The following is a 12,825-nucleotide window of genomic DNA, read 5'->3' on the forward strand; positions in this document are numbered from 1 at the left end:
GGCCGAGCATCGCCACATTGAAATATCTTGCCTCTTTCCACACAACCCTGAAGGTTTCACGTTATCTGTTCAGAGCGCTGGCGGTATTGCTGTGGCTGCTGATTGCGTTTGTCTCTGTGTTTTATATCGTCAACGCGCTACACGAGCGGGAAGCCGAGATCCATCAGGAGCTCAATCTCAATGCCGATCAGGCCCAGCGCTACATTCAGCGTACGGCGGACGTGATTAAAGAGCTGAAGTATGTCGCCGGTAACCGGCTGTCGGCAGGGGATGCGGTAGCGCAAGGGCAAAGCGGCGATATTGCGATCCCCAGCTTTGAACCCCTGTATCCTGACTCCGACTGCAGCGCGATGAGTAGCGCCTGGCGTAATTCGCTCCAATCGCTGGCGTGGTTTATGCGCTACTGGCGGGATAATTTTACCGCCGCCTACGACCTTAACCGCATCTTTCTCATCGGCAGCGATAATCTCTGTATGGCCAACTTTGGCCTGCGGGACGTGCCGATTGAGCGCGATCAGGCGCTGAAAGTCCTGCATCAACGCATTGAGCAATACCGCAATGCGCCGCAAAACGAGCGCGGCAACAACCTCTTCTGGATAAGCCAGGGCGTGCGCCCCGGGGTGGGCTACTTTTACGCCCTGACGCCGATCTATATGGCCAATCGCCTGCAGGCGATGCTCGGCGTGGAGCAGACCATCCGCATGGAAAGCTTCTTTACGCCGGGCAGCCTGCCGATGAGCGTGACGATCTTCGACGATAACGGCCAGCCGCTGATCTCGCTGGCCGGCGCGGAAGGCAAAATCCAGAGCGAAGCGAAGTGGATGCAGGAGCGAATGTGGTTTGGCTACAGCACGGGTTTCCGCGAGCTGGTGCTGAAGAAAAGCCTCGCGCCGTCCTCCCTGAGCATCGTCTATTCCGTCTCGGTAGACCAGGTGCTGGAGCGGATCCGCATGCTGATCATCAACGCCATCGTTCTCAATATCCTCAGCGGTGCGATGCTGTTTGCGCTGGCGCGGATGTATGAGCGGCGCATTTTTATCCCGGCGGAAAATGACGCTCAACGGCTGGAAGAGCATGAGCAGTTCAACCGCAAAATCGTGGCCTCCGCCCCGGTGGGGATCTGTATTCTGCGCACCCTCGACGGGACCAACATTCTCAGTAACGAGCTGGCGCACAACTATCTGAACATGCTGACCCACGAGGACCGCCAGCGGCTGACGCAGATTATCTGCGGCCAGCAGGTCAACTTTGTCGATGTGCTGACCAGCAACCATACCAACCTGCAGATTAGCTTTGTCCACTCGCGCTATCGCAATGAAAACGTGGCGATTTGCGTGCTGGTGGACGTTTCCGCCCGCGTGAAGATGGAGGAGTCGCTGCAGGAGATGGCCCAGGCGGCGGAGCAGGCCAGCCAGTCGAAATCGATGTTCCTTGCCACCGTCAGCCATGAGCTGCGTACCCCGCTGTATGGCATCATCGGTAACCTCGATCTGCTGCAGACTAAAGCCTTGCCGAAAGGCGTCGATCGCCTGGTGACGGCGATGAACAACTCCTCGAGCCTGCTGCTGAAAATCATCAGTGATATTCTCGATTTCTCCAAAATCGAGTCCGAGCAGTTGAAGATCGAGCCGCGGGAATTTTCCCCGCGCGAGGTCATGAACCATATCTCCGCCAACTATCTGCCGCTGGTGGTGCGCAAGCAGCTGGGTCTGTACTGCTTTATCGAACCGGACGTTCCGGAACAGATGTCAGGCGACCCGATGCGTCTGCAGCAGGTGATCTCAAACCTGCTGAGCAATGCGATCAAGTTCACCGACACCGGCTGCATTATCCTGCACGTTCAGTGCGCAGGAGATTATCTGCAGATTAGCGTCCGCGACACCGGGGAGGGGATCCCGGCGAAAGAGGTATTGCGCCTCTTCGACCCTTTCTTCCAGGTGGGGACCGGCGTGCAGCGCAACTTCCAGGGCACCGGCCTTGGCCTGGCGATCTGCGAAAAACTGATCAGCATGATGGATGGCGATATCGCCGTGGAAACGGAGCCGGGAATGGGCAGCCGCTTTACCATCCGCATCCCGCTGTATGGCGTGCAGAACACGCCGCAGGTGACGGCGGACGGTTTCGCTGGCAAGACCTGCTGGCTGGCCATCCACAACACCTCGTTGGCGATGTTCGTCACCTCGCTGCTCAGCTATCACGGCCTGACGGTACGCCGCCATGCCGGAGAAACCCCGGACGCCGAGGATGTCTTACTCACTGACGATGAAGCGCTGAGCGGCTGGCAGGGAAGGGCGATGGTCATCTTCTGCCGTCGTCATATCGGTATTCCGCAGGAGCGGGCCGCCGGCGAGTGGCTGCATAGCGTGACGACGCCGCATGAACTGCTGCCGCTGTTAGGACGTATTTTCCACGTCGCGCTGGCCAGTGCGGAGAATAGCCGGGCGCTGATGGCGCCGGAGGCGCAGGTCGGCAATAACGACGACATGATGATTCTCGTGGTCGACGATCATCCGATCAACCGCCGCCTGCTGGCGGATCAGCTGGGATCGCTCGGCTACAAGTGCGTGACCGCCAACGACGGGGTCGACGCGCTCAACGTTCTCAGCAAGCAGCACATCGATATTGTGCTCAGCGACGTCAACATGCCTAATATGGATGGCTATCGCCTGACGCAGCGCATTCGTCAGCTTGGCCTGACGCTGCCAGTGATTGGCGTAACGGCCAATGCCCTGGCGGAAGAGAAGCAGCGCTGTCTGGAATCGGGGATGGACAGCTGTCTGTCCAAGCCGGTGACGCTTGACGTGCTGAAGCAAACGCTGACGGTATATGCGGCGCGGGTACGTAAAGGGCGGGAATAATCGGGAGCTCCGTCTCGCCGGGGCGAGACGGAGAGCGCGTCGGGATTACTCTTTGTCCGTCGAGCTCAGCGAGACGGAGGAGAGGTAGTTCAGCAGGGCGATGTCGTTTTCGACGCCCAGCTTCATCATCGCCGACTTTTTCTGGCTACTGATGGTTTTGATGCTGCGGTTCAGCTTTTTGGCGATCTCGGTCACCAGGAAGCCTTCGGCGAACAGACGCAGCACTTCGCTCTCTTTCGGCGACAGGCGTTTATCGCCATAGCCGCTGGCGCTGATTTTTTCCAGCAGACGAGAGACGCTTTCCGGGGTGAATTTCTTTCCTTTCTGCAGCGCGGCCAGCGCTTTAGGCAGATCGGTCGGCGCCCCCTGCTTGAGGACGATCCCTTCGATATCCAGATCCAGCACCGCGCTGAGGATCGCCGGGTTATTGTTCATGGTCAGAACAATGATCGACAAATCCGGGAAGTGGCGCTTGATGTATTTGATCAGCGTGATCCCGTCGCCGTATTTATCACCGGGCATGGACAGATCGGTGATCAGCACATGGGCGTCCAGCTTCGGAAGATTGTTGATAAGGGCCGTGGAGTCTTCAAACTCGCCAACGACGTTCACCCACTCAATTTGCTCAAGTGACTTACGAATACCGAACAGTACGATCGGATGGTCATCGGCAATAATTACGTTCATAGTGTTCATGTATAAGGCTACCTTCTACAGCAAGCTCTTGACGTAAGCGTCAATGTCGCTGATATATTTTTCTATGCCTTGCGCATCCTTTTCGCGAATCAGATGCTCAAGCGTTTCACATAACTGCTTGCCGGGTATCAGATTAAGCATAGCAAATGCCCCTTTGAGGCGGTGGGCGGTTTGCGCCAGAGCAGCAAAATCACCCGCTTCGTTTTCAGTATACAATCTCTGAACATCATCCGGTACCGTATCGGCAAACAGTGCGTAATAGCCGCTGGCATGGAGTTCGGCGTTACTCTCGTTTCCTGAGGTGGCGGGTTGAACCGCCTCCTCCGCCAGCTGCTGCTCAATAAGCTGCAGGATAGCCTCCTGCATCGCCGTGCTAATATTAAAGTTGACCCGCAGTTGGCCCGGGCCGATTTTGCGTATCCCAACCTCATCATCGCTTAAAAGCAAGCCCGAAGCAGTAAGATTAGACGGATTATCCGTTAAATACAGATCGAACGCTTGACTTGTCGCTCGATCGTCCGGCGTGATGCAGGACGCCCCCCAGCTCTCCAGCTGGCGGGTGACAATCCGCCGTACTTCGCTGGAGGTCACATCCAGCAGGACGATAACGTCATCCAGCAGATGTTCTCCCGCCTCTGGCGCCTCTTCGCTGGCCGGCATTTTCAGATGCAGGCTATAGCGAGTCCCCAGCGACTCCCGCGCTTTGATGGTCAACTGCCCGCCCAGCTTGCGCGTCATACGGTCACATAACCAGAAGGTAAGGGCGTTCGCTTTGCCGTACAGATCGCTCTGAGTCTCATTGAGATACGGGAAGTGCATATTGTCGATCTCGTTTGCCGAGACCCCGTTGCCAGTATCCAGTATGCGGAAGGTCAGGCGATCGCTGGCCGACTCTTCCTGGCAGACGTCGAGGGTGATCTTGCCGATAGGCGTGGTGGTGATGGAATACTGGATCAGCAGTACCAGCGTGCGCCGCAGGGCTTCACGGTCGCCATAGCGTTGCTCGCCGGCAGGCAGCGCGTTATTGATAAGCAACTGCAGACCCTTGCGCTTCATCGCCGGCAGCACCTCCGGTACGACGTCGTCGATCAGCTCCTGCACCGAGAACAGCGACTGGCTGGTTTTCCAGGCATCGCTTTCCAGCAGGTTGGCGAGCTGAATATCATCGATCAGTTTGACCAGCTCATCGGCATGCTGCGCCAGCGTCCGGCTCTCCGCGCCGTCGAGCGCCGCTGCCTCAGCCGCCAGGTTAAGGGCTGGCTGCTTCAGGGCGCTGCCGATATGCCGCATAAAGGTCGTCCGGCCCTGCTGGTTTTTCTCATACAAGCGCTGGGCCTGTTTGAGCTTTTTATTGACCAGCACTTCGCGGTCCTGGTCTCGGATAATCAGGATCTGCGTGCGAGGCGCGACCTGGCTGCGATACTGGCGGATCTCATACTGTTCGTTGTTGACGGTGGCCTGGATCACCCCCTGATGCTGGTCCGCCATGTTAGTGATGTTCTGCAGATTCAGGTGCGGAAGCAGATGGTCGGCAATCGGGTTGCTGATCACCGTTCGGTTGGCTTCCTGATCGTGGACCAGCAGCCCCAGCGGCAGCAAAGAAACAATTTCTTCATTAAGGGCGCGCAGTAAACGCAGTTCGCTATTGGCGGCGGAGGGGAGCCCGGCGCCCGAGGTGCTGCTGCGACCTTTATAATTCCGGAAGGTCGTGAAACCGAACAGCGCCAGCGCCAGCAGGCCAATGTTAAGCAGCAGCGGCAGAAGAATGTTTTGCAGGGATTCCAGCAGCATGGTGCTCATCGGTACCGTCCACACTAACTGCATACCGGTGGTGCTGATGTCGGTGGCGATGTCAATCTGCATGCCGTTGAAGGTGATCCCGATATGATCGCTAGCCTCTTTCTCGGGGCTGGCGGCCACATTTTGCGTGGGATCAGGCTCGATACGAAAGCTATCCAGCGCCATGCCCGGCGGGATCAGATCGTTAATCGGCAGGTCGAAGGCGACCACCGTTGCCAGGTGTCCTGGCTGATTGAAGGTAGTACGTAACGTGAAGTAGTGCGCGTTCTGCCAGGCAAGATGGCGCAGCGGCGAGAAGGTCTCGCGCTCATCAAGGGTATTGGCCTGCAGCAGCATTTCCGCGCGCCGGGATTCCACCACGCTGCTGATCGTTGACTCTTTAAAGCTTGAGGAGAGGTCCTTCAACGGCAGGGTGGAGATAAGGATCAGGCTATTGTCCAGCCCATTGAGATAGTACATCGACCACGGAATGGTCTCCGCGCCCCACAAAATATCGAGATAATCGGACATTTTCTGCGTCATCTCGAGGGTCGAACTGTCGTGGGAGCCAAAGATCAGGGCTTCGGTTTTACGCCGGGGCTTCTCCAGATAGTACACGTCCTGCTTTAAACGCGTCTCCTGCAGACCGCCGCTGGCGGTGTTGGCGGAGGTGGCGGCGATATTGTCGTAGATCTGCCAGGTGGCATAGCGCCAGGTATCAATGCGTTGGTGCAGGGCATGGGAGACATCAACTACCTGATAGCTCTTCTCTTTCAGCCAGGCATTGACGGCGCTTTGAATCATCACCCCCATCGTCGCCAGCAGGACAATAACCATCAAAATGAAGAAGCGGCTGATGTTGCCGGGGATCAGAGAGAATTTTTTCGGGGTCATCTTGTGGCTGAACGACTCATCATTGTTTGTAAACAGGATGTAGCGCCAGAGTAACTGGCAACAAAGCAGATGCTGCAGGCAGTATAAAGGCTAATGGCGTAAATCCATACTACAGATTGGTGCCAGCGGCGCGATACCGCCCAGGAATTATCTTAGAAACGAAGCGTAAATGAAACCGCGTCCGCAAGACTGACCAGTGACGATATTGACAGAAGCAAAAGCCAGGAATCGCACGAAATAACAAGACATTGGCAGAATAAGCGCAAAAGACGGCCTAATTGATTGATTAATAGTCGTTAGGGAATCATTGGCTGTAGCACAGATAAATTAAAGTTGTGTAAAGAAGGGTAAAAAAAACCGGATGCGAGGCATCCGGTTGAAATAGGGGTAAACAGACATTCAGAACTGAATGACGGTAATAAATAAAGTTAATGATGATAGCGACTATTATTTTAGTTACCGAGGATCATTTTGTTTTACCATTCAGTGCTATAGGCTTAGTTTTGTATATCGTGTTGATTTTAAATGGCTAAATAATTTTTTTGATTATTAGTGCGTATTTCCCTGGCCATTTTGGGGTAAAAAAAAGTTCCGCCATATTTACAAATTGAAACATCTTGTGGGAACTTTGAAACATCTTAGAAGTTTTAGTATCATATTCTTGTTGGATTATTCTGCATTTTGCAGCACAATGAAATAGCCGACTGATTAGAAGGGTAATCAGTAAGCAGTGGCATAATAAAAGGCATATAACAAACAGAGGGTTAATAACATGAAAGTTAAAGTACTGTCCCTCCTGGTACCGGCTCTGCTGGTAGCAGGCGCAGCAAATGCGGCTGAAATTTATAACAAAGACGGCAACAAATTAGACCTGTACGGTAAAATTGACGGTCTGCACTACTTCTCTGACGACAAGAGCGTCGACGGCGACCAGACCTACATGCGTGTAGGCGTGAAAGGCGAAACTCAGATCAACGACCAGCTGACCGGTTACGGCCAGTGGGAATACAACGTTCAGGCGAACAACACTGAAAGCTCCAGCGATCAGGCATGGACTCGTCTGGCATTCGCCGGTCTGAAATTTGGCGACGCGGGCTCTTTCGACTACGGTCGTAACTACGGCGTAGTATACGACGTAACGTCCTGGACCGACGTTCTGCCGGAATTCGGCGGCGACACCTACGGTTCTGACAACTTCCTGCAGTCCCGTGCTAACGGCGTTGCAACCTATCGTAACTCTGACTTCTTCGGTCTGGTTGACGGCCTGAACTTTGCTCTGCAGTACCAGGGTAAAAACGGCAGCGTCAGCGGCGAAGGCGCGACCAACAACGGTCGTGGCGCTCAGAAACAGAACGGCGACGGCTTCGGTACCTCTGTAACTTATGACATCTTTGATGGCATCAGCGCTGGTTTCGCGTACTCCCACTCTAAACGTACCGACGATCAGAACAACCTGGTTCTGGGTAACGGCGACAACGCTGAAACCTACACCGGCGGTCTGAAATACGACGCCAACAACATCTACCTGGCCACTCAGTACACCCAGACCTACAACGCGACCCGCGCTGGTTCTCTGGGCTTTGCTAACAAAGCGCAGAACTTCGAAGTGGTTGCTCAGTACCAGTTCGACTTCGGTCTGCGTCCGTCCGTGGCTTACCTGCAGTCTAAAGGTAAGGATCTGGAAGGCTACGGCGACCAGGACATCCTGAAATATGTTGACGTTGGCGCGACCTACTACTTCAACAAAAACATGTCCACCTATGTTGACTACAAAATCAACCTGCTGGACGACAACAGCTTCACCCGTAACGCCGGTATCTCTACCGACGACGTGGTTGCACTGGGCCTGGTTTACCAGTTCTAAGTCGCAAGCTGCATAACAAAAAGGCGCCTCCGGCGCCTTTTTTTATGTCTGGTTTAACCTCGCTGGTATACTCTTGTCGCCCTGGTAAGAGGAGCCTCGATTAATGGATATGACTTTCTTTCGCGCCGCGCTGTTGGGCGCCTGCGTACTGTTCTCTGGCTGCGATTCAGCCACCACTCCCGCGACACCCGCCTCAACGGCCACCGTGCTGGATGGCAAAACAATGGGCACCTTCTGGCGGGTCAGCGTTATCGGCGTGGATGAGGCAAAGGCGCAGACGCTGCGCGCCAAGGTTCAGGCCCAGCTGGACGCCGACGATCGCCTGCTGTCGACCTGGAAAAACGACTCGGCGCTGATGCGTTTCAACCACGCGGCGGATACCCGGCCCTGGCCGGTGAGCGAAGCGATGGCGGACATCGTGACCCTGTCGCTGCGGATTGGCGCCAAAACGCATGGCGCGATGGATATCACCGTCGGGCCGCTGGTCAATCTGTGGGGCTTTGGCCCGGATAAACAGCCGGTCGCCACTCCGGATGCGCAGGCGATCGCCGCGGCGAAAGCGCGCACCGGCCTGCAGCATCTGCAGGTTATCAATCAGAGCGGCAGGCAGTTCCTGCAAAAAGATATTCCCGATCTGTTTGTCGACCTCTCCACCGTGGGGGAAGGCTATGCCGCCGACCACCTTGCGCGCTTGATGGAGCAGGAGGGGATCTCCCGCTATCTGGTGTCGGTAGGCGGGGCGCTGGTGAGCCGCGGGATGAACGGCGAAGGCAAGCCCTGGCGGGTGGCGATCCAGAAACCGACCGACCAGGAAAACGCCGTTCAGGCGATTGTCGACATCAATGGCCACGGCATCAGCACCTCCGGCAGCTATCGCAACTACTATGAACTCGATGGCAAACGTATCTCGCACGTCATCGATCCGCAGACCGGGCAGCCGATAACCCATAAGCTGGTCTCCGTGACCGTCATTGCGCCAACGGCGCTGGAGGCGGACGGCTGGGATACCGGGCTGATGGTGCTGGGGCCGGAAAAAGCGCAGCAGGTGGTGCGCGAGCAGGGCCTGGCGGTCTACATGATCGTCAAAGAGGGGGAGGGCTTTAAAACCTGGATGTCGCCGCAGTTCCGTACCTTTCTCGTCGGCGAAAAAAATTAAAAAGCAAGATTGCGGGTTTTTTGCTGCGGGCTTTACCGCAGACTGAGGATACACTTACAGCAGGAGACCCGTGATGAAACCGATAGTTGCCGATACCGATGACCGCCGCTGGCAGGCGGTCTGCGAGCGTGATACCCGGGCCGATGGTCAGTTCGTCTTTGCGGTACTGACCACCGGCGTCTGCTGCCGTCCCTCCTGCCGCTCGCGGCGCGCGCGGCGGGAAAACGTGCGCTTTTTTGCCGACGTCGCTGCTGCCGTGACGGCGGGATTCCGCCCCTGCAAACGCTGCCAGCCGGATAAAGACTATCCGCAGCAGCAAAGGATCGACAAGGTGGCGCAGGCCTGTCGGCTGCTGGAGCAGGAGGCGCCCCTGACCCTCGAGGCGCTGGCGCGCGAGCTGGCGGTCAGCCCGTTTCATTTCCACCGTTTATTCAAATCCGTCACCGGCATGACCCCGAAAGCCTGGCAGCAGGCGTGGCGCGCGCGACGCCTTCGGGAGGCGCTGGAGCAGGGGAAACCGGTGACCCGCGCCGCGCTGGCGGCCGGCTTTCCCGACAGCAGCAGCTATTATCGCCAGGCCGATGCCGCCTTAGGGATGACCGCCAGCCAGTTTCGCCGCGGCGGCGCCGCCACCGTGGTGACCTGGACGACGGGCGACTGCGCGCTGGGCCGCTGCCTGGTGGCGCAAAGTGAACGCGGTGTCTGCGCTGTGCTGCCGGGTGATAACGATGCTGCGTTGCTCGACGATCTGCGTCAGCGCTTTCCCCGCGCCGAGCTGCGTCAGGGCGACCCTGAGTTTCGTCGTCAGATGGCGGAGATTTTCGCCCACCTCGACGACAGCCGGCGGCCGGTGTCGCTGCCGCTGGATCTGCGGGGCACCGCGTTCCAGCTGCAGGTCTGGCAGGCGCTGCGGCAGATCCCGGCGGGGGAGACCCGAAGCTACCGCCAGGTGGCCGAGCATATTGGCCAGCCGCGGGCGGTAAGAGCCGTGGCCGGCGCCTGCGCGGCGAATTCACTGGCGGTGATCGTTCCCTGCCATCGGGTGGTGCGTGAAGATGGCGCGCTATCCGGTTATCGCTGGGGAACGGCGCGAAAAGCGCAGCTGCTGGCGCGCGAGGTGCAACGAGAGGAGGAGTAATGCTCGATCTGTTTAGCGATACCCCACCGTGGCAGGAGCCGCTGGCCCCCGGCGCGGTGGTGCTTCGCCGCTTTGCCCGCGAGCGTGCCCCAGGGCTGCTGCAGGCGATTGCCGACGTCGCCCGCCAGTCGCCGTTTCGCCAGATGGTCACGCCGGGCGGGTACACCATGTCGGTGGCGATGACCAACTGCGGCCGGCTGGGCTGGACCACCGATCGCCACGGCTACCTCTACGCCCCGGTCGATCCGGTCACCCGTCATACCTGGCCGCCGATGCCGGCCGTATTCCATGAACTGGCGCTGGCGGCAGCCGCGGCCGGCGGCTATCCGGGCTTTTCCCCCGACGCCTGTCTGATTAACCGCTACCAGCCCGGCGCAAAGCTGTCGTTGCATCAGGATAAAGATGAACAGGATCTGCGGGCCCCGATCGTCTCGGTCTCCCTGGGCCTGCCGGCCATCTTTCAGTTTGGCGGGTTGCAGCGCAGCGACCCGCTGCAGCGGCTGTTGCTGGAGCATGGCGATGTGGTGGTCTGGGGCGGGGAGTCGCGCCTGTTTTATCATGGCGTTCAGCCGCTGAAAGCGGGCCATCATCCCGAGACCGGCGACTGTCGATATAACCTCACCTTTCGGCAGGCGGGCCGTCCCGGCGATTAAAATAAGAATTATTCTTGATGTCACCGGCGAGCCGTTTAAACTGCTGGCTGTTTTGCTTTTCCGGATAGCCTGTTATGGAACTTCTTTCTCTCGTCTGGCGCCAGTATCGCTGGCCGTTTCTGGGCGTTATTGCCCTTAGCCTGCTCAGCGCCGCGCTGGGTATCGGCTTAATCGCTTTTATTAACATGCGCCTGATCGCCACTGTCGATACCTCGCTGCGGGTGCTGCCGGAATTTCTTGGCCTGCTGGGGCTGTTAATGGCGGTGACCCTGGGTTCGCAGCTGGCGTTGACCACCCTCGGCCACCATTTTGTTTATCGCCTGCGCGGCGAGTTTGTGAAACGCATCCTCGATACCCAGATTGAACAGGTGGAGAAGATCGGCAGCGCGTCGCTGCTTGCCGGGCTGACCAGCGATATCCGCAATATTACCATCGCCTTTGTACGCCTCCCTGAGCTGGTGCAGGGGATCATTCTCACCTTCGGCTCCGCCGCTTATCTGGCCTGGCTGTCAGGAAAAATGATGCTGGTGACGGCCCTGTGGATGGCGCTCACCATCTGGGGCGGCTTTGTGCTGGTGTCGCGGGTGTACAAACACATGGCCAGCCTGCGCGAAACGGAAGATAAGCTCTATCACGACTACCAGACGGTGCTGGAAGGGCGCAAAGAGCTGACCCTCAACCGGGAGCGCGCGGAGTATGTGTTTAATCAGCTCTATCTCCCGGACGCCCGCGACTACCGGCACCACATCGTTCGTGCCGATACCTTCCATCTCAGCGCGGTCAACTGGTCGAATATTATGATGCTTGGCGCCATCGGGCTGGTGTTCTGGATGGCCAACAGCCTCGGCTGGGCCGATACCGCCGTGGCGGCGACCTACTCCCTGACGCTGCTGTTTTTGCGCACGCCGCTGCTCTCCGCCGTCGGCGCGCTGCCCACGCTGCTTAGCGCCCAGGTGGCGTTTAATAAGCTGCGCCAGTTCTCGCTCGCCCCTTACCGGGCGGATTTCCCCCGGCCGCAGCCGCAGGCTGACTGGCAGACGCTGGAGCTGCGCGATGTCACTTTCCATTATCCGGACCATCGCTTTGCGGTAGGGCCGCTTAACCTGACGCTAAAACGCGGCGAGCTGGTGTTTCTCATCGGCGGCAACGGCAGCGGCAAATCAACCCTGGCGATGCTCCTGACCGGCCTGTATCAGCCGGTTTCCGGTCAGATTCTGGTGGACGGCCAGCCGCTGGCGGCGGATAAACCGGAGGCGTACCGCAAACTGTTCTCCGCGGTGTTTACTGACGTCTGGTTGTTCGACCGTCTGCTCGGGCCGCAGGGCGAGGAGGCCGATCCGGCGCTGGTGGCAACGTGGCTGGAGCGTCTGCAAATGGCCCACAAGCTGCAGCTGGAAAACGGTAAGATCGGCGACCTTCGGCTGTCGAAAGGGCAGAAGAAGCGCGTGGCGCTCCTGCTGGCTCTGGCCGAGTCCCGGGATATCATTCTGCTGGATGAATGGGCGGCGGATCAGGATCCGCATTTCCGCCGCGAGTTCTACCAGGTCCTGCTGCCGCTGATGAAGCAGATGGGGAAAACCGTGTTTGCCATCAGCCATGACGATCACTACTTCCAGCACGCCGATCGCCTGCTGGAGATGCGTGCCGGGCAGCTATCCGAGCTCACTGGCGAAGAGCGGGCGCAGGCCTCCCGCGATGCGGTGGCCCGCACGGCCTGATTCACGCTGCGCGCCCGGGGAAAGCCGGGCGCCGCTGAAATTTTCAGCGTCTACAGTGCTGACGGTTAT

The 12,825-nt window shown here is 58.0% G+C and carries 8 protein-coding genes; 6 read left to right on the top strand and 2 right to left on the bottom strand.

Annotated features, from left to right (window positions below; all coding sequences use genetic code 11):
- The first annotated feature begins 17 nt into the window (after positions 1 to 17).
- Positions 18 to 2,858, top strand: a complete 2,841-nt coding sequence (gene rcsC / locus ABLV76_RS19655) for a two-component system sensor histidine kinase RcsC (protein ID WP_348878431.1) — start codon at positions 18 to 20, stop codon at positions 2,856 to 2,858.
- A gap of 45 nt (positions 2,859 to 2,903) precedes the next feature.
- On the opposite strand, the gene rcsB is transcribed toward rcsC, so the two are convergent.
- Both rcsB and rcsD read right to left on the bottom strand, forming a co-directional pair.
- Positions 2,904 to 3,554 (bottom strand): response regulator transcription factor RcsB, encoded by a 651-nt coding sequence (rcsB, locus tag ABLV76_RS19660; protein ID WP_004201684.1) that lies wholly within the window; start codon positions 3,552 to 3,554, stop codon positions 2,904 to 2,906.
- A gap of 15 nt (positions 3,555 to 3,569) precedes the next feature.
- Positions 3,570 to 6,227 carry a phosphotransferase RcsD gene (gene rcsD, locus ABLV76_RS19665; RefSeq protein WP_004201683.1) on the bottom strand — a complete coding sequence of 886 codons (2,658 nt, stop codon included), beginning with the start codon at positions 6,225 to 6,227 and terminating at the stop codon, positions 3,570 to 3,572.
- A 772-nt stretch (positions 6,228 to 6,999) separates the two neighbouring features.
- On the opposite strand from rcsD, the gene ompK36 reads away from it, so the two are divergent.
- The 5 genes from ompK36 (at position 7,000) to ABLV76_RS19690 (ending at position 12,756) form a co-directional block, all read left to right on the top strand.
- Positions 7,000 to 8,091, top strand: a complete 1,092-nt coding sequence (gene ompK36 / locus ABLV76_RS19670; protein WP_017899299.1) for a porin OmpK36 — start codon at positions 7,000 to 7,002, stop codon at positions 8,089 to 8,091.
- Between the two features lie 103 nt (positions 8,092 to 8,194).
- Positions 8,195 to 9,247 (top strand): FAD:protein FMN transferase ApbE, encoded by a 1,053-nt coding sequence (apbE, locus tag ABLV76_RS19675; RefSeq protein WP_043520278.1) that lies wholly within the window; start codon positions 8,195 to 8,197, stop codon positions 9,245 to 9,247.
- A gap of 73 nt (positions 9,248 to 9,320) precedes the next feature.
- Positions 9,321 to 10,385: a bifunctional DNA-binding transcriptional regulator/O6-methylguanine-DNA methyltransferase Ada gene (gene ada / locus ABLV76_RS19680; protein WP_135683387.1), complete on the top strand. Its 1,065-nt coding sequence runs from the start codon at positions 9,321 to 9,323 to the stop codon at positions 10,383 to 10,385.
- Positions 10,385 to 11,038: a DNA oxidative demethylase AlkB gene (gene alkB, locus ABLV76_RS19685; protein WP_065697571.1), complete on the top strand. Its 654-nt coding sequence runs from the start codon at positions 10,385 to 10,387 to the stop codon at positions 11,036 to 11,038. The genes ada and alkB overlap by 1 nt, the downstream gene beginning before the upstream one ends.
- 74 nt (positions 11,039 to 11,112) lie before the next feature.
- Positions 11,113 to 12,756 (top strand): multidrug ABC transporter permease/ATP-binding protein, encoded by a 1,644-nt coding sequence (locus ABLV76_RS19690; RefSeq protein ID WP_049116727.1) that lies wholly within the window; start codon positions 11,113 to 11,115, stop codon positions 12,754 to 12,756.
- Positions 12,757 to 12,825: the final 69 nt, after the last annotated feature.

This window comes from Klebsiella sp. GB_Kp047, from assembly GCF_040065235.1.
GTDB lineage: Bacteria > Pseudomonadota > Gammaproteobacteria > Enterobacterales > Enterobacteriaceae > Klebsiella > Klebsiella quasipneumoniae.